Origin of the sequence: Brachybacterium sp. EE-P12, assembly GCF_003711805.1 — a bacterium.
GTDB lineage: Bacteria > Actinomycetota > Actinomycetes > Actinomycetales > Dermabacteraceae > Brachybacterium.
This window is the reverse complement of sequence record NZ_QXCP01000004.1, coordinates 884,450-908,152: the sequence shown is the minus strand read 5'-3', so window position 1 is coordinate 908,152 and position 23,703 is coordinate 884,450. Positions and strand designations below refer to the sequence as shown.

Below are 23,703 nucleotides of genomic sequence, written 5' to 3'. Positions count from 1 at the left end.
CCATGGCACCCCTGGAGATCACCGCGTCCCGTGCAGATCCAGCACTGCTGGACCTGCCGTGGGAGACGCCGCTGGAGCAGTGGCCGGACGACATCCTGGCCGCGCTCCCCCGCGGCATCTCCCGCCATGTGGTCCGCTTCGTCCGCGTCTCGGGACGGGTCCTCGCGCTCAAGGAGATCAACCACCATCTCGCGCAGCGCGAGTACGAGATGCTGAAGGTCCTCGGCCGCATCGGGATCCCCTCGGTGGAGCCCTTCGCCGTGGTCTCCGGGCGCACCAGCCGCACCGGCGAGGCGCTGGACGCGGTGCTGATCACCCGCCATCTGCAGTTCTCCCTGCCCTACCGGGCCGTGTTCAGCCAGGTCTCCCGCCAGGACACCGCCCAGCGCCTGCTCGACGCACTCGCGGTGCTGCTGGTGCGGCTGCATCTGGAGGGCTTCTACTGGGGCGACGTCTCGCTGTCGAACACGCTGTTCCGCCGCGACGCGGGCGCCTTCGCCGCCTACATCGTCGACGTCGAGACCGGCTCGCTGCACGAGGAGCTCTCCCCCGGCCAGCGCCACTACGACCTCGACCTCGCCCGCACCAACATCATCGGCGAGCTGATGGACCTGCAGGCCGGCGACATGATCGATCCGGAGATGGATGCGGTCGAGATCGGCGACGAGCTCGTGACCCGCTACGAGGAGCTGTGGGACGCGCTGACCTCCTCCGAGAGGTTCTCGGCCGACGAGCGCTGGCGCGTCTCCGCCCGCATCGAGCGCCTGAACCAGCTGGGCTTCGACGTGGGCGAGCTCGAGATCACCACCGACCTCGACGGCACGACCCTCTCCATCCGGCCGAAGGTCGTCGACGCGGGCCACCACTCCCGGCGCCTCATGCGTCTGACCGGCATCGACGCCCAGGAGAACCAGGCCCGACGGCTGCTGAACGACCTCGACCAGTTCCGGGCCGACACCGAGCAGCAGGCCGAGGAGGAGGAGTTCGTCGCGCACGAGTGGCTGAAGGACCAGTACGAGCCGGTGGTCCGGGCGATCCCCCGCTCGATGCGCTCGAAGCTCGAGCCGCCGGAGTTCTTCCACGAGGTGCTCGAGCACAAGTGGTTCCTCTCCGAGCAGGCCGGCGTCGACGTGAGCCTGGACGAGACGGTGCGCCACTACATCCTCAACGTCCTCATCCACCGTCGCGATGAGAAGTCGTTGGTGACCACCGAGACCTCGGCGCTGCCGATCGTCGAGGCGTGAGGGGCGCGGCGAGAGAGGTGCCCCCGGCCGAGCCCCGCCGGCACGCCCGGCTCGACAACCTGTCCCTGCGCGATCAGCTGGGCGTGGACCGACTGCCGCGTCGGCTCGTGCAGATGATGCTCGGGCTGACCGGTTTCGGGCTGTCGCTGGCGATGCTGCTGCGCTCGGGCCTCGGCGGTGCTCCGTGGGACGTGCTGCACGCCGCGCTCGCCGCGCGCAGCGGGGCGACGGTGGGGACGATGAGCATCACGGTGAGCTTCGTGCTGCTGCTGATCTGGATCCCGCTGCGGGAGCGGATCGGGATCGGGACGGTCTCGAACGCGATCTGGGTGGGCGTCAGCATCGATCTGGGGATGTGGCTGCTGCCTGCGGCCCAGTCCCTGCCCGCGGCGCTCGCGCTCATGCTGCTGGGCGTGCTGATCAACGGGATCAGCGGCGCGGTGTACATCGGCGCGCAGCTCGGGGCGGGCGCCCGCGACGGGCTGATGACCGGGCTGGGCCGGGTGCTGTCGCGCCCCGTCGGCCCTGTGAGGATCGTGCTCGAGGTGATCGTCCTGGTCAGCGGATGGCTGCTGGGCGGGCCGCTCGGTCTCGGAACGGTCGTCTACGCGATCGCGCTCGGGCCGGTCATCCAGCTCACGCTGCCGCGGGTGCTGGTCCCCGTGCGCTCGGTGCGGGGCGAGGTGCTCGGCCCCGCCCGCTGAGCCGCCCGCGTGCGACGGGCGCGGACCTCAGGCCAGGCCGCGCCGCTCGCGGACCCCGGAGAGCTCGTAGAGGGCGATCGCCGCGGCGACGGAGGCGTTCAGCGATTCGGAGCGACCGCCCATCGGGATCGAGACGACCTGGTCGCTCGTCTCGCGAGCGAGCCGGGAGAGCCCCTTGCCCTCGGCGCCGACGACGAGCACGGCGGGCTGGGTGCCGAGCTCGAGCTCGCGCGAGGTGACGTCCCCGTCGGCGTCGAGGCCGAGCACGAAGACGCCCTGCTCCTTGAGGGAGGCGAGGGTGCGGTTGAGGTTCGTCACCTGCGCGACGCGGACGCGACCGGCCGCGCCGGCGGCGACCTTCCACACGCTCGCGGTCATCGAGACGCTCCGCCGCTCGGGCAGGATCACGCCGTGGGCGCCGAAGGCGTCCGCGGAGCGGAGGATCGCCCCGAGGTTGCGGGGGTCGGTGATCCCGTCGAGCGCCACCAGCAGAGGCGGCTCGAAGCGCTCCGCCGCGATCTGCAGGAGCTCGTCGACCCCCGCGTACTCGTACGGCGGGATGGTCAGCGCGACGCCCTGGTGGACGGCGTGGTCGGTGATCCGGTCGAGGTCGGTGCGCGAGGCCTCGACCACGGGCAGCGACCGGGCCGCGGCCAGGCGCATGATCTCGCGGACCCGCTCGTCCGCGTCCAGGCGCACCAGGACGGTCAGCTGTGTGGCGGGGACCTCCTCGCGCAGTGCCTCGAGCACCGCGTTGCGGCCGGCCACCTGATCGCTGCCGGGCACCTTCGCCTTCCCCTTCGGGCCGCCGCGGCGGGCCGCGCCGCCGGCGGCCTTCCCCGCTCCGGCGTACTTCTTGTGGTTCGGCCGCTCCTCGGCCTTCGGGGTGGGGCCCTTGCCCTCGAGCCCTCGTCGGCGCACGCCGCCGGAGCCGACGGTGGCGCCCTTCTTGCCCTTGCGCACCGCGCCTCGGCGCGAGCTGTTTCCTGCCATGGGTGGTCTCCTCAGTCCTGCTCAGTCTCGGGTCTCGAGGCTCCAGCGGGCGCCGCCGCGGCCGTCCTCGATGCGGATCCCGGCGGCGGTGAGCGCATCGCGCAGCGCATCGGCGCGGGCCCAGTCCTTCTCGGCGCGGGCCGTCTCTCGCGCGGCGAGCTGCGCCGCGATCAGGGCGTCCAGCGCCGCGTGCTCGGCCCCGGCGGCCCCCTGCTCGGAGCCCCACTGCGCACCGAGCGGGTCCAGGCCCAGCACGTCGAGCATGGCGCGCAGCCGGCCCAGGCCGCCGGCCACCTCGTCCGGGTCCTGCTCTCCCGCTCCCGCCAGGAGAGAGTTCAGCGCCGCCTGCTCGCGGTGGATCACCGCGAGCGCCTCGGGGACGGCGAGGTCGTCGTCCATCGCGGCGATGAACTCCTGCGGCAGCTGGACCGGGCCCAGGTCCGCGCCGACGCTCGGGTGCTCGCCGAGCAGGTCGGCGGCGCGCCGCGCGGTCGCGGAGAAACGCTCCCACACCGTCTCTGCCTCCTGCACGGCGGTCCGGTTGTACTCGACGGTCGCACGGTAGTGGCCGCCGACGAGCGCGAGGCGCACCGCCGCGGCGGTATGCTCGCGCAGCGCGTCCTCGGCGGTGACGAAGTTGTCCAGGCTCTTGCCCATCTTGAGCCCGTCGACGGTCACCATGCCCGAGTGCATCCAGCGGCGGGCGAACCCGTATCCCGCGGCGTGGGACTGCGCCTGCTCGTTCTCGTGATGGGGGAAGCGCAGGTCGAGTCCGCCGGCGTGGATGTCGAAGGTCTCCCCGAGATACTTCCGGCTCATGGCGGAGCATTCGAGGTGCCAGCCGGGGCGGCCGCGGCCGAAGGGAGTGTCCCAGGAGGCCGTCTCCGGCTCGGCGGGCTTGGCCGCCTTCCACAGCGCGAAGTCGCGGGGGTCGCGCTTGCCGGGCTCCATCTGCTCGCCCGCGTCCTGCATGTCCTCGAGGGACTGGCGGGTCAGTGCGCCATAGGCGGGCAGGGAGGCGACGTCGAAGTAGACGGAGCCCTCGCCGTCGGCGTAGGCGTGCCCGCGCTCGATCAGACGCTGCATGAGCTCGATCATCTCCGGCACGTGACCGGTGGCGCGCGGCTCGTAGGTGGGGCGCCGGTTCCCGATCCGGTCCAGCACGTCCTGGAACTCGCGCTCGAAGCGCAGCGACCACGCCCACCAGGGCGCGTCGGCCTCGGCGGACTTCACGAGGATCTTGTCGTCGATGTCGGTGACGTTGCGGACGTGGGTGACCTGATAGCCGCTGCGTTCGAGCCAGCGCACCAGCACGTCGAACGCGAGGAAGGTGCGCAGGTGCCCGAGATGGGGAGCGCCCTGCGTGGTCGGTCCGCACACGTACAGCGACACCGCCCCCTCGCGCACCGGGGTGAAGGGTGCGGTGGTGCGGGTGGCGGTGTCGTGCAGCTGGAGAGTCACGTGCTCCAGGATACTGCCTGGTGGGGCCGGAGCCGGCCGATCACTCCGTGCGGGCGCTGACCTGCTTGCCGTAGAGCTCCTCGAAGGTGTCGTCGTAGGAGACGGCATTGCTGCGGCGCTTGCCCTGGACGGCCTGGACAGCCGACTGCGCGGTCTCGATCGTGGTCTCGGGGGCCCTCAGCTTCTTCGAGACGAGGAAGGCGACCAGACCGGCGATCGCGCTGATCACGATGAACACGCCCGCGACGATCAGGAACGAGGCCCAGGCCGGGAGGCCGGCCGCCTGCAGACCGGTGGCGGCGGCGAACAGCAGCATCACCCAGGCCGACAGCAGCAGGAACAGCAGCACCGCGGCCATCGCGGCGATGATGCCGACCTTGATGCCGAGAGCGGTGATCTCCTTCTTCGCGATGTCGATCTCGTGGTGGACGACGCCCAGGAGCTCGTCGCGGATGGACTGGACGAGCTCGCCGATGGACCGCTGGGTGGGCGGCGTGCTCGGGTCGTTCGTGGTGTTGATCATGGTCGGAGCCTATCGCAGGGTGCGGGCGGTTCTGTGGCGTTCGGGCCGGGCGGTCGGGGACGCTCAGTCCACGGAGATCCGCTTGCGGCGGGTGGTCTCCGGGCGGGGACCGGCGGAGGAGGTGCGGCGCACGACCAGGGAGGGAGCGACCGCGACGTCGCGCGGGGGCCCCTCGTGGCCGGAGACGCGGTCCACCAGCATCTGGGCCGCCAGCGCGCCGAGCCGCTCGGAGTTCGGGTCGACGCTGGTCAGCTCCGCGACGCCGGAGGAGGCCAGCGAGGTGTCGCCGTAGCCGGCGACCGCGAGCGCCTCGGGCACGTCGTAGCCGGCCTCGCGAGCCGCGGAGAGGACGCCGACGGCGGTGACGTCGTTGGCGCAGGTGACCGCGGTGGGCACCCGGCTGCCGCGCAGCAGCATCGACCCGGCGGTCTGCCCCACCTGCTCGGTGAAGTCGCCAGGCTCGACGCGCGCGGAGTCGGCCAGTCCGTGGCGGGCCATCGCGGCGCGGAAGGCGTCGGCCCGCTCGCGGGCGACGGCCGCGCCGACCCCGCCGACGTGGGCGATCTCGCGGTGGCCGAGGCTCACCAGGTGGTCGACCAGCAGCCCCTGGCCGACCTCGTCGTCGATGCGGACGGTGTCGATCCGGCCCACGAGCTCCTTCGAGCAGCCGATGCCCACCAGGGGCCGGCTGCCGATGGCCGCGAAGACCTCGTCCATGTCGGCGAGGTCGGAGATCATGAGGAAGCCGTCGACGCCGAGGTGGACGAGGTTCTCGATCGCGTCCTCGTCCACGGCGACCGGGTACTCGGGCAGACGCCGACGGGTGGGGACCACGACCGCGGTGCGCCCGGTCGCGGCCAGCTCGATGCGGATCGCGCGGACCAGATCCGAGATCCAGGTGTTGCGCATGGTGTTGACGAGCACGGCGACGACGCCGCGATGCTCGGTCTCCTCGCTGAGCTCCTCGAGCGGGAAGCGGAGCCGCGCGGCCGCCTCGCGCACGCGCTGGACCATCTGCGGCTTGACCTCCTCGGAGCCGCGCAGGGCGCGCAGCGCGACGGCGCGGGAGATCCCCAGCGAGTTCGCGACGTCGCCGAGGGTGCCGCGGGAGGCGCCGTCGGCGTCGAGCTCACCGGCGGTCCTCTCCACGTTCTCGACGATCTGGCCGGTCGAGCCGTCGTCGGTCGCGGCGACCTCGGCGTCGGCGTCGCGGTCGAGGGAGCTGTCGGAGGAGGAGGCGTCACTGCTCATGGCCCCATTGAACCGCATCCGCGCATCGTGCGGCGCCACGTCCGGGGGCGCGGGCGCGCGCCGTGAGCCGTCCCGCACGGTGACGGGCGGGGGCTATCCCCCGTCCGCTGCGAGGGCGGACCCGGTGGGACACGGCGTCGGCGCACGTCTAGGGTCGGACCATGCACGAGACGAGCGAGCAGACCGCGTCCCCCGCACGGTCGCGCATCTCCCCCGCCGCACTGGCCTCCGTGGTCGTCGGCGGGGTGCTGAGCGTCTCCTGGGGCGTGGTGAGCATCCTCATGCTCGTCACCGGCCTGAGCGCGCTGCCGGCGCTCGGGAGCGGGCTGCTGCTGCTGATCCCGTGGCTGCTGCTGATGCAGGGGGCGGTGCGCATCGAGCAGCGCCGCGCGGTCGCCGTGCACGGCATCGGGGTGAACCTCCCCGCCCGGCGGCGCTCGCACCGCACCGGAGCGGCGGGCTGGCTGCAGGACAGGTGGTTCGAGCTGGGCGCCGGCGCGTTCTGGCGCGGCGTCCTGCACCATCACCTCGCGATGCTCACGGCCGGCGCCTTCCTGCTCGTCGCGCTCGCGCTGCTGTGGCTGGGCTGGTCCGGGTGGGAGCTCGCGCTGCTGCGCGGCCCCGTCGGGATCGGCGGGCTCGAGCTGTCGCGCTGGTCGCTGGCGGGGATCGGCACCGTCGCGCTCGTGCTCTGCGCGGTCGTGCTGGCCCTCGGCGCGCTCGCCGACCGCGGCCTCGCCCGCGGCCTGATCTCCGGCTCCGAGGACGAGCTGCGCGAGCAGGTGGCCGAGCTCGCCGAGCGCCGCCAGGGCGCGGTCGACGCCGCCGCCCAGGAGCGGCTGCGCATCGAGCGGGACCTGCACGACGGGGTCCAGCCGCGTCTGGTGAACCTCGCGATGACCCTCGGCCTCGCGCGCACCGCGATCCGCAGCGACCCCGACCGGGCCGAGGCGCTGGTCGGCGAGGCCCATGCCGAGGCGAAGGCGGTCATGACCGATCTGCGACAGCTCGCCCGGGGCATCCACCCCGCAGTGCTCGCGGACCGGGGCCTGGATGCGGCGCTCTCCGCGCTCGCCGCCCGCTCCCGCATCCCCGTCGTCCTCGACGTCACCCTGCTCGGCCCCGGGCACGCGGGCCTGGACCGGGAGCGGGAGGGCGTGGCCTACTTCGTGGTCGCCGAGGCGCTGACCAACATCGCCAAGCACGCCGAGGCGGAGCAGGTCGCCGTGACGGTGCGCCAGGAGCCCGGCACGCTGCGTGTGCGGATCGAGGACGACGGCCGCGGCGGTGCCCTCGTGCGCAGGGACGGCCTGTCCACCGGGCTCGCCGGCCTCACCGACCGGGTACGCGCCGCGGGAGGCGTGCTCGAGATCCTCAGCCCCCGCGGCGGGGGCACCGTGCTCGAGGCCGTGCTGCCGCTGCCGACCTCCTCCCCGCCGCCGCGCCCGTCCGCGCAGCCTTCCGTCCGCTCAGAGACCCGAGACCAGACCCTGGAGGTCCCCCGATGAGGATCGTGATCGCCGACGACGCCGTGCTGCTGCGCGCAGGGCTGGAGAGGCTGCTGACCGATGCGGGTCACGAGGTGGTCGCCGCGGTGGGCGACGCCGCGGGCCTGCTCGCCGCCGTCTCCCACCACCGCCCGGATCTCGCCGTGATCGACGTGCGGATGCCGCCGACGTTCACCGACGAGGGGGTGCGCGCCGCGGTGCTGATCCGGCAGCAGGACCCGGAGGTGGCGCTGCTGGTGCTCTCCCAGTACGTCGAGGAGCGCTACGCCTCCGATCTGATCGCCGACTCCTCGCGCGGCCTGGGCTACGTCCTCAAGGACCGGGTCGCCGAGGTCGAGGAGTTCCTCGGGGTCGTCTCCGACGTGGGCGAGGGCGGGACCTGGCTGGACCCGGAGGTGGTCCAGCAGATCTTCGTGCGCTCACGGCGGCGCCGCACGCTCGAGACCCTCACCCCGCGCGAGCGGGAGGTGCTCTCGCTGATGGCGCAGGGCCGGTCGAACCAGGCGATCGCGGATGCGCTGTTCGTCTCCGCCGGCAGCGTCGAGAAGCACATCTCCTCACTGCTCACCAAGCTCGACCTGCCGCCCGTGGACGGGGAGAACCGGCGCGTCATGGCGGTGCTGCGCTATCTGGAGTCGGAGGAGCGGACGTGACCGCGCCTGTCTCCGGCCCCGCGCCTGCGCCGACGGAGCGCCCCGCCCCGCGCTACGACCCGCCGCGACGCCTGGAGCCCTCGCCCGAGCGCGACCGTCCCTGGCGGCGCGGGATCGTGCTCGCGGGCGGGGCGGTGATGCTGCTGGTCCTGCTCGCCCTGGCCGCGGCGACGACGGCGACCTGGTGGAACGGCCGGCACTTCGCGGAGATCCCCGCCACGACCGGCCTGGGCACCCCCTCCGCGCTCCAGCTGACCAGCACGCTCGGCGACGTGCGCGTGCAGATGTCGCCCGACGTCGAGGAGATCACGCTCTCGCTCGTCTCCCCCGGCACCACGGTGCCCGCCCCCGACGGGGAGCGGGTTCGCGCGCGTCTGGAGCGCAGCGACGCGGGAGGGACGAGCACGCTGCAGGTGAGCCAGCCCGAGAACTACTCCACCTGGCCGGGCACCAGCGGCACCCGGGACGTGCTCCTGCTGGTCCCGGCGGACCACGAGCTCGACCTCGACCTGCTGTCCGAGGTGGGCGACGTGACCGCCGAGGGCACCTTCGGCTCCCTCGACGTGGAGGCCGACGTCGGAGACGTGCACCTCGGCCCGGTCACCGCGCCGCAGGGGCTCGCGGTGCTCACCGACATCGGCGACATCGAGGCGGAGCTCGAGGCGCCCGGCCCGGCGGCGGTCGACCTCTCCTCATCCCTCGGGAGCATCGCCCTGCAGCTGCCCGCGGACGCGAGCGGCCCCGTCGGCGCCGAGACCGCGCTCGGGGACGTGGAGGTCTCCGTCGCGGGCACCTCGACCTGGCGGGTCGAGACGAGCGCGGGGCTGGGCGAGGTGAGCGTGGATCCCGGTCTCCGCGGCCCCGAGGACGAGGCCGCAGGCACCCTGACCCTCGCCTCCGAGACCGGGGACATCACGCTCACCCGGTGAGGGCCCGAACGCACGAGGGGCGGGCGGCCCGTCAGCTCTTGCCGGCGAGTCCCTGCTGGATCAGATCCATCACCGAGGCGTCGGCGAGGGTCTGGGTGTCGCCGATCTCGCGGTTCTCCGCCACGTCCCGCAGCAGGCGCCGCATGATCTTGCCGGAGCGCGTCTTGGGCAGCTCGGTGACCAGCAGGACCTTCCTCGGCTTCGCGATCGGGCCGATCTCCTTGCCCACGTGGGCGCGCAGCAGCTCGGGGACCTTCTCCTCGCCGCCGGCCTCCGCGATCGCGTCCTCGCTGCCGCCGCGGAGGATCACGAAGGCGACCGGGGCCTGGCCCGTGGTCTCGTCGTTCGCGCCGACGACCGCGGCCTCGGCGACCCACTCGTGGCTGACCAGCGCCGACTCGATCTCCATGGTCGACAGGCGGTGACCGGAGACGTTCATGACGTCGTCCACGCGCCCCAGCAGCCAGATGTCGCCGTCCTCGTCGCGCTTGGCGCCGTCGCCGGCGAAGTAGAGGCCCTCGAAGCGCGACCAGTAGGTCTCCTCGAAACGCTCCGGATCGCCCCAGATGCCGCGCAGCATGCCCGGCCACGGCTGGTCGAGCACGAGATAGCCGCCCTCGCCGTTCGCGACCGACGCGCCCGACTCGTCCACGACGTCCGCGCTGATGCCGGGCAGGGGCACCTGGGCCGAGCCGGGCTTGGTCGCGGTGATGCCGGGCAGCGGCGAGATCATGATGCCGCCCGTCTCGGTCTGCCACCACGTGTCCACGATCGGGCAGCGGTCCCCACCGATGACCCGGCGGTACCACATCCAGGCCTCGGGGTTGATGGCCTCGCCCACGCTGCCCAGGAGGCGCAGCGAGGAGAGGTCGTGCTTCGCGGGGATGTCCTCGCCCCACTTCATCGCGGTGCGGATCGCGGTGGGCGAGGAGTAGAACAGGGAGACCTTGTGCTTCTCGACGATCTCCCACCAGCGGCCCTGGTGCGGGGTGTCCGGGGTCCCCTCGTAGATCACCTGGGTGGTGCGGTTGGCCATCGGCCCGTAGACGACGTAGGTGTGTCCGGTGACCCAGCCGATGTCCGCCGTGCACCAGTACACGTCGCTCGCGGGCTTGAGGTCGAACACGTTGCGGTGCGTGTACGCGGCCTGGGTGAGATAGCCGCCGGTGGTGTGGATGATCCCCTTGGGCTTCCCGGTGGTGCCGGAGGTGTAGAGGATGAACAGCGGGTGCTCGGCCTCCACCGGCACCGGGGCGTGCTCGGTCGAGGCGCTCTCGCGGGCCTCGTGCCACCACACGTCCCGGCCCTCGGTCCACTCGACGTCCCCGCCGGTGCGTCGCACGACGAGGACCTTCTCGACGCTCTCGCCGCCTCCGGCGAGCGCCTGGTCGACCGCGGGCTTGAGCGGGAGCTGCTTGCCGCGGCGGTTCTGGCCGTCGGCGGTGATGACCACCCGGGCCTCGGCGTCCTCGATGCGGGAGCGCAGCGCGTCGGCGCTGAAGCCGCCGAAGACGACGGAGTGGGGGGCGCCGATGCGGGCGCAGGCGAGCATCGCGAAGACGGCCTCGGGGATCATCGGCAGGTAGATCGCGACCCGGTCGCCGGTCTTCACGCCGAGGTCGGCGAGCACGTTCGCCATGCGGGAGATCTCGTCCTTGACGTCCGCGTAGGTGAAGGACGCGTCGGAGCCGTCCTCGTACTCGGCCAGCAGCGCGACCTGCTGTCCGTGGCCGGATTCCACGTGACGGTCCACGCAGTTGTAGGCGACGTTCAGCGTCCCGTCGGCGAACCAGCGCGCGAACGGCGGGTTCGACCAGTCCAGCGTCTCGGTGAAGGGCGTCTCCCAGCTCAGCAGGCTCGCCCGGGAACGCCAGAACGCCAGACGGTCCCGCTCGGCCTCCGCGTAGAGGGACGGGCGGGCGACGGAGTTCTGGACGAACTCGGTGGGCGGGGAGAACGTGCGGTCCTCCTGGGAGAGGTTCTCGATCCCGGTGACGGCCTCGTCAGTCATGAACACTCCTGCTTCACGGGCCCCGGGGCTGCCGGGGCGGATGGACGCGAACACCGTATCGCAGGAGATGCACGTCACGTGCACGGATCACATCCCGTGGACGATGACATGACGAGCGCTGTCGGCTGTCCTGCCGCACGCAGCCGCTGCGCGAGCTCGGCGCTGCCCTCGGGCGCGGGCGATCCGGCGGGCTCCCGGGAAGGACGGATACCGTGGGGGCATCATGGCCTCCGATCCCTCGTCCCCCCTCCTGCTCTCCCCGGCCCGCCTGCGCACCCTCGAGATGCGCAACCGCATCTGGCTCGCCCCGATGTGCCAGTACATGGTCGAGGAGCACGACGGGGTCCCCGCCGACTGGCATCTCGTGCACCTCGGCGCGCGAGCGGCAGGCGGCTTCGGGATGATCGTCACGGAGGCGACCGCCGTCTCCCCCGAAGGCCGGATCAGCCCCCGGGACACCGGGCTGTGGAACCGCGACCAGACCAGGGCCTGGCAGCGCATCGTCAGCTTCTGCCAGGACCAGGGTGCCCGCATCGCGGTGCAGCTCGCCCATGCCGGGCGGAAGGCCTCCACCTGGCCGGCCCTGCCCCGCTATCGCGCACGGCGCGGCACCGTGCCGGAGTTCGCCTCCGGCTGGCGCACCGTCGGCCCCACCTCGGAGCCCTTCCCCGGCCTCGACGCCCCCGATGCGCTCGAGAAGGCCGACATCACCGGCGTGATCGACGACTTCGTCGCCGCGACGCGCCGCGCCGAGGAGGCGGGCTTCGACGCCGTCGAGCTCCACTTCGCCCACGGCTACCTGGTGCACGAGTTCCTCTCGCCGCTCGTGAACACGCGCACCGACGAGTACGGGGGCGACGGACCGGGCCGCCGGCGCCTCGCCCGCGAGATCGCGACCGCCGTGCGGGAGCAGTGGCCTGCCGAGCGCCCGCTGATCGTGCGGATCAGCGCGACCGACTGGATCGACGGCGGATGGGACATCACCCAGTCGATCGAGCTCGCGCGCGAGCTCGAGCAGGTCGGGGTCGACGCCCTGCACGTCTCCACCGGCGGTGCCGTGATCGCGGACATCGCCGTGGGGCCCGAGTACCAGGTGGGCTTCGCCCGCACGCTGCGGGAGGCCGTCTCGATGCCGGTCGCGGCCGTCGGGCTGATCACCGATCCCGCCGGCGCGCAGGAGGTCCTCGAGCGCGGCGACGCCGACTTCGTGGCCGTGGGCCGGGCCGCCCTGCGCGAGCCGAGCTGGCCCCAGCGCGCCGCCCACGAGCTGGGGGTGCGCGATCCCACGCTCTACCCGGGCGCCTACCACCGCGGCTCCTGGTGAACGGCGCGGGGGCCCGATGATCCTCGTGACCGGCGCGAGCGGCGGAGTCGGCACGGCGCTGTGCCGCGAGCTCGCCGCCCGCGGCGAGGACCTCGCCCTCACGGCCCGGGACCGCGGGAAGCTCGAGCAGCTCGCCGAGCAGGTCCGTGCGGCCGGCGGCACCGCCACGGTCCACCCCTGCGACCTGCGCGACCAGGTCGCGGTCGCGGCGCTGGCCGAGGAGCTCCTCGCCACCCGCGGCGCCCCCTCGGCGATCGTCTCCCTCGCCGGGCATTCCCTGCGCCGCTCGCTGGCCGACACCGTCGGCCGTCCCCATGACCTGGTGCGGCTGACCGGCACGAACATGCTCGGCCCGGCCGCGCTCCTGCTCGCCCTCCTGCCCGCCATGAGCGCTGCCGGCGGCGGCCGCGTCGTCGTGGTCACGAGCGCCTCCGCCCGCATCCCCGCCCCGGGCTGGGCCGCCTACGGCGCCTCGAAGGCGGGGCTGGACGCGTGGCTGCGCGCCGTGCGTCCCGAGGCCGAGCGGGTCGGGGTGCGGATCACGGTGGTCGAGCTGCCGCTGGTCGCGACGGCGATGGCGGCCCCGACCTACGGCGAGGCACCCCGAGGCGCTCTCTCGCCCCGCCGGGCCGCCGCCCGGGTGCTGCGCGGTCTGGACCGCGCCCCCGCGCTGATCTCGCCGCCCTGGGCTCGGCTCGGGGCGGTGCTGTCACAGGCGGCCCCCGCGCTCGCGGCACGGGGCGCAGGCGCCGGCGCGGAGCTCGCGCAGCGGCTGGCCGTGCGGGGAAGGACGCGATGAGACTCCGGGGAGCGCCAGGGCTGCTCGGCAGCGGCCGCGCCGCCCGGGTCCGCTCCGGGCAGGCTCGCACCTCGGCGGGCCTCGACACCGCGGCCGCGCTGCGCGCCCGGATCGGGACGCGCGCCCGCAGCGTCGTGCTCGTGGACCGCCGCGGCGCGCTCACCGGCGGCGATCTGCTGGACCTGGTGCGTCTGCACCGCGCGGGCTCGGGCGCGGAGGGGCACGGCGAGCTCGGCGCGCTGCCCGCCGCCGCACCGCTGCGCCAGGTGGTGGTGACCGTGCTGGCCGGGGACGGGACGCTCGAGCCGCGCTCGAGCGGGTCCACCGGTGCTCCGCGCCCCCAGCGGCGCGGACCGCTCTCCCCCGCGCAGCTGCTCTCGCTGCTCGACCTCGCCCGGCGGATCGGGCTGCGCCCGGGGCGGCGCACGGCCTGCGCGGCGCCGGGCGTGCACGGGCACGGGCTGCTCGCGACGCTCGGGGCGCTCGCGCTCGGCGCCCCGCTCGTGGACCTCACGCATCTGCCCGCCGCGGAGCGCATCGAGCTGCTGCACCGCACCTCCCCCGAGCTGCTCACCGGGGTGCCGGTGCATCTCGCGGACCTGCTGCGCACGGACCGCGAGCTGAGCCGCTCCCGGCCGCTCGCCGTCGCGCGCATCGTCTCCGGCTCCGATCTGCTCTCCCCCGCCCTGCGCGCCGACCTCTCGCGTCACTTCCGCGCCCGCGTCCACGACGTCTACGGCACCACCGAGACGGGCTCGCTGTGCGTGGACGGCCGACCCCTGCACGGCGTGCACCTGCGGGAGCTCGACGGGCTGCTGTGCGCGCGCACCCCGTTCACCGGTGGGAAGGAGCTGGTCACCGACCGCGGGGAGATCGCCCCCGACGGGACGGTGCACGTGCTCGGCCGGGCCGACGGATCCGTCTCCTCCGGCGGGATGCTCCACGACCCCGCCGCGACGGTGCGGGCGCTGCGCTCCCATCCCGGCGTCGCGGCAGCGCGACTGCACGTCGTGCCCGACGAGCGCTTCGGGGTGCGGACCCTCGCCGAGGTCTCCCTCTCCCCCGCAGCGCCCGGCACGGTCCCGCCCGGCGCCGAGGAGCTGCGGGCGCTGGTGCGGGACCGGGTCGGCGCGGCGGCGGTGCCGCGCGAGGTGCGGATCGCCGGGGACGGGGAGCCGGAGTCGCCCGGCCCTGCCGGGCTCAGCAGTCCGGGACGCTGACCGGGACCGCGGTGACGGCGAGGCCGCCCATGGCGGTCTCCTTGTACCGCTCGTGCATGTCCCTGCCCGTCAGCCGCATGGTCTCGATGACGGTGTCCAGGGAGATGAAGTGGTCCCCCGTGCCGCGCAGCGCGAAGCGTGCGGCGGTGATCGCCTTGACCGCCGCCATCGCATTGCGCTCGATGCACGGCACCTGCACCAGGCCGCCGACGGGATCGCAGGTCAGTCCCAGGTTGTGCTCCATCGCGATCTCGGCGGCGTTCTCGACCTGGGCGGGCTTGCCGCCCATCGCCTCGCACAGCGCCGCGGCCGCCATCGAGCAGGCCGAACCCACCTCTCCCTGGCAGCCGACCTCGGCCCCGGAGATCGAGGCGTGCTCCTTGTACAGCGAGCCGATCGCCCCGGCGGTCAGGAGGAAGCGCACCGCGATCTCGTCGGGATCAACGCCCTCGATGTAGGTCGTCGCGAAGTGCAGCACGGCCGGGACGATCCCGGCGGCGCCGTTGGTCGGCGCGGTGACGACCCGTCCCCCGGCCGCGTTCTCCTCGTTCACCGCGAGCGCGGCGAGGGATACCCATTCGAAGGCGTTCATGGGCAGGCGCACCGGGTCCTCGGCGGAGAGCGAGTCGTACCAGGAGGCGGCGCGTCGCTTGACCTCGAGCCCGCCGGGGAGGATGCCGGGGGTGCGGATGCCGCGCTGGATGCAGTCGGCCATGGCTCCCCAGATGCGCAGCAGGCCTTCGCGGATCTCCTCGTCGCCGCGCCACTGCCGCTCCCGCAGCAGCATCGCCTCGGAGACGGAGATCCCGCGGTCCTCGCACACGCGCAGCAGCTCGGCGCCGGTGGTGAAGACCGCGCATCCCTCGTCCTCGGCGACGACCTCCGCTATCGAGCGGTCCATGTCCGCCTCGTCCACGACGAAGCCGCCGCCGACGGAGAACATCGGGCGGCGCAGCAGCTCCTCGCCCGCCTCGTCGAGCGCGATGAAGGTCATGCCGTTGGAGTGCTGGGGAAGGAAGGTCAGCGGGTGCAGCTCGATCGAGGAGGGCCGCAGGGACACCTCGAGCCGGCCGTCCAGCAGCATCCCGCCCTCGGCCTCGATCCGCTCCACGCGCTCCCGCCCGGCGACGGGGTCGACGGTCTCCGGGTCCGCGCCCTCGAGCCCCATCACGACCGCCGAGAGCGTGCCGTGCCCCTCCCCGGTCGCGGCGAGGGATCCGTACAGGTGCACCTCCACGTCCGCGACCCGCGGACCGAGCTGCGGATCCTCGAGCACCTCGTGCGCGAACCGCGCCGCCGCTCGCATCGGCCCCACCGTGTGGGAGCTCGACGGGCCGATCCCGATCGTGAACATGTCGAACGTGCTGATGCTCATTCCGGTCCTCCCCGACGCCATCGTCGTGTCAGTCGGTGCCCTGCCGGGAGTGCCGGCAGTCCCTGCGTGCCGTGGCCGGGGGCAGCCCCCCCTCTCGCCGTCACGGCACGATGCTCATCGTCCCCCGCGTCGACGGGGGGAACGGCTCGGCGCGCCGGAGCGGCCCCGGCCGCCCGAGCGCCCGGTGCCCCGGCCGCCCTTCGCTCGGCCTGTGCCCCGGCCGGTCGCTCCGCTGCGCCCAGCGCCCGCGCCACGCCCGCGACGGGACCCGCCTCGGCGCTCGTCCCGCGGCTCCTCCTCCCAGGAGGCGCGCCGCTCCTCGTTCGCGCGACGCTCCTCGGCCTTGCGCGCGTCGGCCCCGCGCGAGCGGCTGAGATCCAGCTTGCGCGGTGCGCCCTTGTACTTCACGCGGGCGGGGTCCTCGACGGGCTCCCCGGCCGGGGAGCGCCCGCCGAGCTCCTCGAGCGCGGGGTGGGAGGCGTCGGCGACGTCCTCGGCCCAGGTGGGATCGACCTCGGCCTCGCCGAGGATGCGCCGGGTGGAGCGGGTCTGGTGGGGCAGGGCGAGGGTGACCACGCTGCCTGCCGCGCCCGCACGCGCGGTGCGGCCGCTGCGGTGCACGTACTCCTTGACGTCGTCGGAGGGGTCGACGTGCACCACCATCGAGACATCGTCGATGTGCAGGCCGCGCGCGGCGACATCGGTCGCGACCAGCACCGGGAAGGCACCCGCGCGGAAGCCGGCCAGCACGTTGGTGCGCAGGCCCTGCTGCTTGTTGCCGTGCAGGGCAGCGGCCGGCACGCCCACCTCCACCAGCTCCTGCGCGACGCGTTCGGCGCCCAGCTGGGTGCGGGTGAACATGAGGGTGCGGCCCTCGCGGGCGCCGAGCTGCGCGGTCACGGCGCGCTTGGCGGCGGGGGCGATCTCGAGGACGTGGTGGTCCATGGTCGCGACCGCCGCGGAGACCGGGGTGGTCTCGTGGCTGACGGGGTCGACGAGGAATGCGTCGACGAGCTCCTCGACCTGTCCGTCGAGCGTCGCGGAGAAGAGCATCTTCTGGGTGCCCATCGGGACGGCGGCGAGGATGTCGCGCACATCGGGCAGGAAGCCGAGGTCAGCCATGTGGTCGGCCTCGTCGATGACGGTGGACTCCACGAGGTCCAGCTGCAGCGCGCCGCGCTCGGCGAGGTCGATCAGCCGTCCGGGCGTGGCGACCACGATCCCGACGCCGCGGGCGACGGCGTCGGCCTGCTTCTCGATGTTCATGCCGCCGGCGACCAGCTGCGCCGTGATGCCGACCGCCCGGGCGAAGGGGTGGATCGTGTCGACGACCTGGACGGCGAGCTCGCGCGTGGGCACCAGCACCACGCCGAGGGGGCGGCGACGGTGCACCTTGCGGCCCCGGAACCGGGAGGTCATCGCCAGGGTGAAGGCGAGGGTCTTGCCCGAGCCGGTCTCGGCGCGGGCGAGGACATCCCGGCCGGCGAGGGCGTCGGGCAGGATCGCGGACTGGATCTCGAAGGCGCGCTCGAGGCCCTGGGAGGCGAGGACGCCCAGCAGCTCGTCGGGCAGGGCCATGTCCTCGAACCGCTCCGAGCGATGGGCGGAACGGCGGCGAGCCTTGGGCATGGTGATCCTCCTGACGAAAACGTACGCTCCCATCATCCAGCATCGCGCACTGATGGGAGAATGGGAGCGATGTTGCGCACTCTCATGACCTCGAAGATCCACCGGGCCACGGTCACGCAGGCAGATCTGCACTACGTGGGCTCGGTGACGATCGACCCCGTCCTCGCCGAGGCCGCGGGTCTGGTCGAGCACGAGCAGGTCACGATCGTGGACATCGCCAACGGGAACCGTCTGACGACCTACGTGATCGAGGGCGAGCGCGGCAGCGGCGTGATCGGCATCAACGGCGCCGCAGCGCATCTGGTCTCCCCCGGCGACCTCGTGATCATCATGGCGTACGGGCAGCTGGACGAGGCGGAGCTCGCCGCCCACCGTCCCCGGGTGGTGCACGTCGACGGCGACAACCGGATCGTCGCGATCGGGGACGACGGAGCGCAGCCCGTCCCCGGCATGGACGATCAGATCGACGGACGCACCTCGCACGGGGTGCGCTGACCCCTCGGGGGCGCCGACGACGACGGTCGTCCGCCTCCCGAACAGCGGAAGCCCCTTTCCCCCTCGGCCCATAGGATCATCGCGATGATCCCTTCCTCGCCCTCCTCCGCCCCGTGAGCGGCGTCCTCGCGGGCTTCTTCATCGTCTGGTCCCTGATCGGGGTGGGCTGGGTGGTGGGGCGCACCGGCGTGCTCGGCGCCCACGGCCGCTACGTCCTGAACCGCACCACCTTCTTCGTCGCCTCCCCCGCGCTCGTGCTGGTGGGCCTGCTGGGCTCCGACGTGAAGGCCGTGCTCTCCCTTCCGATGCTCGTGGCCGGGGTCTCGGGGCTGGTCACCGGCGCGCTGCTGGTGGGCGGGATCGCGCTGCTGACCCGCCGCCGCGGTGCGGATCTGGTGATCACCGCCGTCAGCGGCTCCGTCGTCAACGGCGCGAACATGGGCTTCCCGATCGCGCTGTACGTGCTCGGGGACATCTCCCACGCGCTGCCCGTGATCCTCTTCCAGCAGGCGATCTACACGCCGCTGTACCTCTTCGTGCTGCACCGGGTCACCTCGGAGGACAGCCAGGGAGCGGCCGGGGTGCTGCGCAGCATCGTCGCCAACCCCACCATCATCGCGGCCGCGGTCGGCCTGCTGCTGGTGCTCGCCGGGGTGCACGTGCCCGGGGTGATGCTCGATCCCGTCCAGTCGCTCGCGGACATGGCGATCCCGGCGATGCTGCTGGCCTACGGCCTGTCCCTGCACGGCTCCCGGCCACTCGCGAAGGACGACGGCTATCGCGGCCTGATCGCCGTGGCCTCCTCCGCGAAGCTGGTGCTGATGCCGGTGATCGCACTCGGCGTGGGCCTCGCGCTGGGGATGCGCGGGGCGTCGCTGTACGAGGTGGTGGTGATGGCGGCGCTGCCCACCGCGCAGAACGTCTACGTCGCCGCGGCCAGGTACCGGGCGGCGGAGAACCTCGCCCGCGACACCGTGCTGATCACGACCATCGGGACGGTGCTCGTGCTGCTGGCGATCTCGGCGGTGCTCGAGGTCTGAGTCCCGGGCCGGGAGCGCGCTAGGATGGCCCGGTGACTGAACGGCTCCTGCTTACGACGCCGCGTCGGACCAGGCCCGCGCCCACCCCGCGCTCCTGAGCGAGCGCCCGGTGCGCAGTGAGGCACCGATGCGGCTCCCCTCGCCTGCGCGAGGGTTTTTTCATGTCACGAGACGACTGGCGGCTCCGGCCGCACCGATCCCTTCGGAGGACGATTCACCCATGAGCGAGGCCCCGCACCGGTACACCGCGGCGATGGCGGACGAGATCGAGCTGCGCTGGCAGCAGCGCTGGGACGAGGAGGGCACCTTCTTCGCCGACAACCCCGTCGGCGAGCTGCGCGGCACCGCGCCCTCGCTCGAGGAGGCCGTCGCGGCAGGGTCCTCGGCGCCCGAGAAGATGTACATCATGGACATGTTCCCCTACCCCTCGGGGTCAGGGCTGCACGTCGGCCACCCGCTGGGCTACATCGCGACCGATGTCGTCGCCCGCCACCAGCGGATGCTCGGCAAGAACGTGCTGTACACGATGGGCTACGACGCCTTCGGCCTGCCGGCCGAGCAGTACGCGGTCCAGACCGGCACGCACCCGCGCACCACCACCGAGGCGAACGTGGCGAACATGCGCCGACAGCTGCACCGGCTGGGCCTGTCCCACGACGCGCGCCGCTCGCTGGCGACCACGGACCCGCAGTTCGTGAAGTGGACGCAGTGGATCTTCCTGCGGATCTTCGACTCCTGGTACGACCCCGACGCCCCGAACGCCGACGGCATCACCGGCCGGGCGCGCCCGATCGCCGAGCTGCGCGAGGAGCTGCGCGCCGGCACGATCGACCCCTTCGCCCTGGCCGAGCGGCAGGGCCTGCCGATCCCGGCCTCCTGGCAGGGACGCGGCTCCGCGGACGTGCCCGGTGCGAGCGAGACGGAGATCGCGCAGCTCGCGGACGCCTTCCGCCTGGCCTACATCTCCGAGACCCCCGTGAACTGGTGCCCGGGCCTCGGCACGGTGCTGGCGAACGAGGAGGTCACCGCCGAGGGGCGGTCCGAGCGCGGCAACTTCCCGGTGTTCACCCGACGCCTGCGCCAGTGGAACATGCGCATCACCGCCTACGGCGACCGCCTGATCGACGACCTGGATCGCGTGGACTGGCCCGAGTCGATCCGCTCCATGCAGCGCAACTGGATCGGCCGCAGCCACGGCGCCCAGATCACCTTCCCCGTCACGGGGCTCGCCGACGCGCCCGAGGCCTCCTTCGACGTGTTCACCACGCGCGCCGACACCCTGTTCGGCGCGACCTTCTGCGTCCTCTCCCCCGAGCACGCCCTGCTGGCCGACGTCGCCGCGCTGCCCGCGGCGTGGCCGGAGGGGACGAACGAGGCATGGACCGGCGGCGCGGCGAGCCCGCGCGAGGCCGTCGCGGCCTACCGGGCGCGCGCCGACGAGCTCGACGAGGACGAGCGCACCGCCGAGGGCCGTGAGAAGACCGGCGTGTTCACCGGCCTGGTCGCACGGAACCCGATGGACGGGCGCGAACTGCCGGTGTTCACCGCCGACTACGTGCTGACGGGCTACGGCACCGGCGCGATCATGGCCGTGCCCGCCGAGGACGAGCGCGACTTCGCCTTCGCGGACCGCTTCGAGCTGCCGGTCATCCGCACCGTCCGCCCGCCGGAGGACTTCACCGGCGGTGCCTGGACCGGGGAGGGCGAGAAGATCAACTCCGCCTCCGCGGAGCTGGACCTCAACGGCCTGGACGCGGACGAGGCGAAGGCGCGCGCGACCGCCTACGCCGAGGAGAAGGGCTTCGGCCGCGCCCGCACCACCTACCGCCTGCGGGACTGGCTGTTCTCCCGTCAGCGCTACTGGGGCGAGCCCTTCCCGATCGTCTACGACCCGGCGGATCCCGAGACCCCGATCCCGCTGCCGGAGTCGATGCTGCCGGTGGACCTGCCGGAGGTGGAGGACTTCTCCCCGAAGACCTTCGACCCGATGGATGCGGACACCGAGCCGCAGACCCCGCTGTCGCGGGCCGCGGACTGGGTCGAGGTCGAGCTGGACCTGGGCGAGGGCCCGAAGCGCTACCTGCGCGAGACCAACACGATGCCGCAGTGGGCGGGCTCGTCCTGGTACCACCTGCGCTACATCGACCCCGCCGAGGACGAGGTCCTGGTGCGGCCGGAGAACGAGAAGTACTGGCTGGGCGCCCGCGAGGCCGGCGGCGTCGGCGGCGTGGACCTGTACGTCGGCGGCGTCGAGCATGCGGTGCTGCACCTGCTGTACGCGCGGTTCTGGCACAAGGTGCTCTTCGACCGCGGGGACGTCAGCAGCCAGGAGCCCTTCCACCGACTGTTCAACCAGGGCTACATCCAGGCCTTCGCCTACACCGATGCCCGCGGCGTGCACGTGCCGGCCGAGGAGGTCGTCGCGGAGGCCGACGGCACCTTCACCTACCAGGGCGAGCCGGTCACCCAGGAGTACGGGAAGATGGGCAAGTCGCTGAAGAACGCGGTCGCGCCCGACGACATGTACGAGGAGTACGGCGCGGACACCCTGCGCGTGTACGAGATGTCGATGGGCCCGCTGGACCTCTCCCGCCCCTGGGAGACCCGCGCCGTGGTCGGCTCGCAGCGCTTCCTGCAGCGCCTGTGGCGCCTGGTGGTCGACGAGGAGACGGGGCGCCTGAGCGTCTCCGACGAGCCGGCGGACCTGCCCACGAAGCAGGCGGTGCACCGCGCGATCGACGGCGTGGGCCGCGACATGGAGCGCATGCAGTTCAACACCGCGGTCGCGAAGCTCATCGAGCTGGTGAACCACCTGACCAAGCAGCTCACCGCGACCGGCTCCGTGCCGCGCGAGGCGGTCGAGCCGCTGGTGCTGATGGTCTCGCCGCTCGCCCCGCACCTGGCGGAGGAGCTGTGGGTGCGGCTGGGCCGCTCCGGCGGGATCTCGCGCGTCGCCTACCCGGTGGCCGACCCCGAGCTGCTGAAGGCCGAGCAGGTCACCTGCGTGGTCCAGGTCAAGGGCAAGGTGCGCCACCGGGTCGAGGTCGACCCCGAGATCTCCGCGGAGGACCTCGAGGCCGCCGTGATGGCCGAGCCGCGCGTGCAGGAGCTGCTCGAGGGCCGGACGATCCGCAAGGTCATCGTCCGGGCCCCGAAGATCGTCAACATCGTGGTCTGAGCGGCGCGAGCGGAGGATCCCGAGCCCCGAGGAGCACCGGCTGCGACCGGTGCCCCTCGGGGCTCGCTCGTGCGCTGACCGTTCCTCCACATCCGCCCGTCATCCACAGTCCCGCGCAATGGCGAGCAGGCGAGGCGCCCGTCGCCCTACGGTCGCGCCATGAACATCTTCTGCGGATGCGACCCCGATGCCCTGGCCGAGCTCGCCGAGCGCCTGCACGAGAAGGCGCTGCGCCTGCGCGAGCTGATCGGTCTGCTGCGGGAGACCGCCGCGGCGGTGACCTGGGTCGGTCCGGACGCCGACGCCCACCGACGCCGCACCGGGACGATGGCCGAAGCGGCTCTCGTGGTCGCCGCAGACCTGCGGGCGGCCGCGCTCGCCGCGCGTCGCCACGCCTGGGAGCAGGAGCGCGCCTCGCAGGTCGACCCCGGAGCCGCCGTGCGGGCGGAGCTGCCCGGGGGAGAGTTCGTCCGGCGGCTGCGCAGACCGAGCGTGCTCGATGATCCCGGACGCTGGATCGGCGGCCCCTTCCAGGCCGAGGGCCCCGTGGCCCCGTTCCCGCATCTCCCTCCCGTGCCGGAGCCCTCGGGCGGCTGGGGGCCGCTGATCGGCGGGCCGTTCATGCCGACCTCCGCCCCGTTCCTGCAGCCTCGCGGGCTGGAGCCCGGGGGTGACGAGCTCGCCCTGGATCCGGAGATCCTGGCCGGCGCGCAGGAGGATCGCCGCTCCGTGCTGGGGGCCGTCCCCGTCGCCGGCACGATCCAGACCACGATGGACGTGCACAGCGGGCTCGGGGAGCTCCACGACGGCGTCGACCGCGCCCTCGCCGATGCCGGGCTCGAGCAGCTCCAGCCGCTCGCGGACGCCTCCCGCCTCCCCCATCGGCTCACCGAGCCGGTGCTCGGCGAGGACTCGAGGCTCGGTCAGGTCGCGGACATCGCGGACCGGAGCTGGGCGAACGTGCTCCAGACCGGCTCCGAGATCACCGGCGCGCTCGGAGAGGGCGACTGGAACGGCGCGGCGGCCGCCGCGGAGCGCGGGTTGTTCCGCTCTGCCGGGACCTCCGCGGAGCTGCTGAGCACCTCCGCGCTCCCGGCCTATGCGGAGACCGGCGCCGATCTGCTCGGCGACGGCGCGGACGCTCTCCGCCCCGTCAGCCCGGAGGCGGCCGACGGTCTCGCGGAGCTCTCGGGCGGCCTGCGCGGCCGGGGCGAGGACTACGAGGCCTTCCTCGACTCGTTCAGCGATGCGGAGAGCTGGTACGCCACCCGGCGCGAGCACGCGCCGATGCCGTGGGACCCGCAGGGATGAGCCGCCCGGCGCCGGGCGACGGGCGGCGCCGGGCTCAGGACGCATCCTGCACGGC

At 73.4% G+C, this 23,703-nt stretch carries 19 protein-coding genes; 12 read left to right on the top strand and 7 right to left on the bottom strand.

Annotated elements, in window-relative coordinates; translation table 11 throughout:
• Nucleotides 1-2: 2 nt before the first annotated feature.
• Nucleotides 3-1,244 carry a DUF4032 domain-containing protein gene (locus tag D1648_RS07205; protein WP_122940086.1) on the top strand — a complete coding sequence of 414 codons (1,242 nt, stop codon included), beginning with the start codon at nt 3-5 and terminating at the stop codon, nt 1,242-1,244.
• A complete protein-coding gene (locus D1648_RS07200) occupies nt 1,241-1,948 on the top strand; it encodes a hypothetical protein (RefSeq protein WP_241155382.1) in 708 nt (235 codons plus the stop codon). The genes D1648_RS07205 and D1648_RS07200 overlap by 4 nt, the downstream gene beginning before the upstream one ends.
• Before the next feature lie 27 nt (nt 1,949-1,975).
• Here the strand turns inward: D1648_RS07200 and rlmB are convergent, their stop codons facing one another.
• The 4 genes from rlmB to D1648_RS07180 all read right to left on the bottom strand — a co-directional run bounded on the left by rlmB (nt 1,976) and on the right by D1648_RS07180 (nt 6,176).
• Entirely contained in the window at nt 1,976-2,941 is a 966-nt protein-coding gene (gene rlmB, locus D1648_RS07195; protein WP_122940085.1) for a 23S rRNA (guanosine(2251)-2'-O)-methyltransferase RlmB, read from the bottom strand.
• Nucleotides 2,942-2,962: 21 nt separating this feature from the next.
• Nucleotides 2,963-4,402, bottom strand: coding sequence for a cysteine--tRNA ligase (gene cysS, locus D1648_RS07190; protein WP_122940084.1), 1,440 nt, complete (start codon nt 4,400-4,402; stop codon nt 2,963-2,965).
• Nucleotides 4,403-4,442: 40 nt separating this feature from the next.
• Complete coding sequence (locus D1648_RS07185; protein ID WP_122940083.1) at nt 4,443-4,925, bottom strand: phage holin family protein; 483 nt, start codon at nt 4,923-4,925, stop codon at nt 4,443-4,445.
• Nucleotides 4,926-4,988: 63 nt separating this feature from the next.
• On the bottom strand, nt 4,989-6,176 hold the full coding sequence (locus D1648_RS07180) for a LacI family DNA-binding transcriptional regulator (protein ID WP_164518609.1): 1,188 nt from the start codon (nt 6,174-6,176) through the stop codon (nt 4,989-4,991).
• Between the two features lie 161 nt (nt 6,177-6,337).
• Here D1648_RS07180 and D1648_RS07175 point away from each other — a divergent pair, with 161 nt between their 5' ends.
• From D1648_RS07175 to D1648_RS07165, 3 genes are read left to right on the top strand one after another with little or no spacing between them, the layout of a single operon-like run.
• Nucleotides 6,338-7,684 carry a sensor histidine kinase gene (locus D1648_RS07175; RefSeq protein WP_122940081.1) on the top strand — a complete coding sequence of 449 codons (1,347 nt, stop codon included), beginning with the start codon at nt 6,338-6,340 and terminating at the stop codon, nt 7,682-7,684.
• Nucleotides 7,681-8,337 carry a response regulator transcription factor gene (locus D1648_RS07170; RefSeq protein WP_122940080.1) on the top strand — a complete coding sequence of 219 codons (657 nt, stop codon included), beginning with the start codon at nt 7,681-7,683 and terminating at the stop codon, nt 8,335-8,337. The genes D1648_RS07175 and D1648_RS07170 overlap by 4 nt, the downstream gene beginning before the upstream one ends.
• Complete coding sequence (locus D1648_RS07165; RefSeq protein ID WP_122940079.1) at nt 8,334-9,266, top strand: hypothetical protein; 933 nt, start codon at nt 8,334-8,336, stop codon at nt 9,264-9,266. Before D1648_RS07170 ends, D1648_RS07165 begins: the two co-directional genes overlap by 4 nt.
• Nucleotides 9,267-9,297: 31 nt before the next feature.
• Here D1648_RS07165 and acs read toward each other — a convergent pair whose 3' ends face one another.
• Complete coding sequence (gene acs / locus D1648_RS07160) at nt 9,298-11,277, bottom strand: acetate--CoA ligase (RefSeq protein ID WP_122940078.1); 1,980 nt, start codon at nt 11,275-11,277, stop codon at nt 9,298-9,300.
• 223 nt (nt 11,278-11,500) lie between these two features.
• Between acs and D1648_RS07155 the strand changes: the two genes are divergently transcribed.
• The 3 genes from D1648_RS07155 to D1648_RS07145 are packed head-to-tail and all read left to right on the top strand — an operon-like array spanning nt 11,501 to nt 14,620.
• A complete protein-coding gene (locus tag D1648_RS07155) occupies nt 11,501-12,601 on the top strand; it encodes an NADH:flavin oxidoreductase/NADH oxidase (RefSeq protein ID WP_122940077.1) in 1,101 nt (366 codons plus the stop codon).
• Nucleotides 12,602-12,617: 16 nt separating this feature from the next.
• Nucleotides 12,618-13,400: an SDR family oxidoreductase gene (locus D1648_RS07150; protein ID WP_122940076.1), complete on the top strand. Its 783-nt coding sequence runs from the start codon at nt 12,618-12,620 to the stop codon at nt 13,398-13,400.
• Nucleotides 13,397-14,620: an AMP-binding protein gene (locus D1648_RS07145; RefSeq protein ID WP_122940075.1), complete on the top strand. Its 1,224-nt coding sequence runs from the start codon at nt 13,397-13,399 to the stop codon at nt 14,618-14,620. Before D1648_RS07150 ends, D1648_RS07145 begins: the two co-directional genes overlap by 4 nt.
• On the opposite strand, the gene D1648_RS07140 is transcribed toward D1648_RS07145, so the two are convergent.
• A complete protein-coding gene (locus D1648_RS07140) occupies nt 14,601-15,995 on the bottom strand; it encodes an L-serine ammonia-lyase (RefSeq protein ID WP_122940074.1) in 1,395 nt (464 codons plus the stop codon). The genes D1648_RS07145 and D1648_RS07140 overlap by 20 nt on opposite strands.
• Before the next feature lie 114 nt (nt 15,996-16,109).
• Entirely contained in the window at nt 16,110-17,624 is a 1,515-nt protein-coding gene (locus D1648_RS07135; RefSeq protein WP_122940073.1) for a DEAD/DEAH box helicase, read from the bottom strand.
• A 69-nt stretch (nt 17,625-17,693) separates the two neighbouring features.
• On the opposite strand from D1648_RS07135, the gene panD reads away from it, so the two are divergent.
• The 4 genes from panD to D1648_RS07115 all read left to right on the top strand — a co-directional run bounded on the left by panD (nt 17,694) and on the right by D1648_RS07115 (nt 23,648).
• Nucleotides 17,694-18,119, top strand: a complete 426-nt coding sequence (panD, locus tag D1648_RS07130; protein ID WP_122940072.1) for an aspartate 1-decarboxylase — start codon at nt 17,694-17,696, stop codon at nt 18,117-18,119.
• A 113-nt stretch (nt 18,120-18,232) separates the two neighbouring features.
• Nucleotides 18,233-19,159: an AEC family transporter gene (locus tag D1648_RS07125; protein WP_122940071.1), complete on the top strand. Its 927-nt coding sequence runs from the start codon at nt 18,233-18,235 to the stop codon at nt 19,157-19,159.
• A 220-nt stretch (nt 19,160-19,379) separates the two neighbouring features.
• On the top strand, nt 19,380-22,337 hold the full coding sequence (leuS, locus tag D1648_RS07120; protein WP_122940070.1) for a leucine--tRNA ligase: 2,958 nt from the start codon (nt 19,380-19,382) through the stop codon (nt 22,335-22,337).
• A gap of 159 nt (nt 22,338-22,496) precedes the next feature.
• The gene (locus D1648_RS07115; RefSeq protein WP_122940069.1) at nt 22,497-23,648 is read left to right on the top strand and encodes a hypothetical protein; all 1,152 of its coding nucleotides are present in this window, start codon (nt 22,497-22,499) and stop codon (nt 23,646-23,648) included.
• Nucleotides 23,649-23,703: the final 55 nt, after the last annotated feature.

Excerpts from the sequence above, each read along its gene's own strand:
- D1648_RS07115 (WP_122940069.1), top strand. The coding sequence starts at position 22,497 with ATGAACATCTTCTGCGGATGCGACCCCGATGCCCTGGCCGAGCTCGCC.
- D1648_RS07170 (WP_122940080.1), top strand. The coding sequence starts at position 7,681 with ATGAGGATCGTGATCGCCGACGACGCCGTGCTGCTGCGCGCAGGGCTG.
- D1648_RS07150 (WP_122940076.1), top strand. The coding sequence starts at position 12,618 with ATGATCCTCGTGACCGGCGCGAGCGGCGGAGTCGGCACGGCGCTGTGC.
- panD (WP_122940072.1), top strand. The coding sequence starts at position 17,694 with ATGTTGCGCACTCTCATGACCTCGAAGATCCACCGGGCCACGGTCACG.
- D1648_RS07185 (WP_122940083.1), bottom strand. The coding sequence starts at position 4,925 with ATGATCAACACCACGAACGACCCGAGCACGCCGCCCACCCAGCGGTCC.
- leuS (WP_122940070.1), top strand. The coding sequence starts at position 19,380 with ATGAGCGAGGCCCCGCACCGGTACACCGCGGCGATGGCGGACGAGATC.
- D1648_RS07205 (WP_122940086.1), top strand. The coding sequence starts at position 3 with ATGGCACCCCTGGAGATCACCGCGTCCCGTGCAGATCCAGCACTGCTG.
- D1648_RS07155 (WP_122940077.1), top strand. The coding sequence starts at position 11,501 with ATGGCCTCCGATCCCTCGTCCCCCCTCCTGCTCTCCCCGGCCCGCCTG.
- rlmB (WP_122940085.1), bottom strand. The coding sequence starts at position 2,941 with ATGGCAGGAAACAGCTCGCGCCGAGGCGCGGTGCGCAAGGGCAAGAAG.
- acs (WP_122940078.1), bottom strand. The coding sequence starts at position 11,277 with ATGACTGACGAGGCCGTCACCGGGATCGAGAACCTCTCCCAGGAGGAC.
- D1648_RS07180 (WP_164518609.1), bottom strand. The coding sequence starts at position 6,176 with ATGAGCAGTGACGCCTCCTCCTCCGACAGCTCCCTCGACCGCGACGCC.
- D1648_RS07175 (WP_122940081.1), top strand. The coding sequence starts at position 6,338 with ATGCACGAGACGAGCGAGCAGACCGCGTCCCCCGCACGGTCGCGCATC.
- D1648_RS07135 (WP_122940073.1), bottom strand. The coding sequence starts at position 17,624 with ATGCCCAAGGCTCGCCGCCGTTCCGCCCATCGCTCGGAGCGGTTCGAG.
- D1648_RS07140 (WP_122940074.1), bottom strand. The coding sequence starts at position 15,995 with ATGAGCATCAGCACGTTCGACATGTTCACGATCGGGATCGGCCCGTCG.
- D1648_RS07145 (WP_122940075.1), top strand. The coding sequence starts at position 13,397 with ATGAGACTCCGGGGAGCGCCAGGGCTGCTCGGCAGCGGCCGCGCCGCC.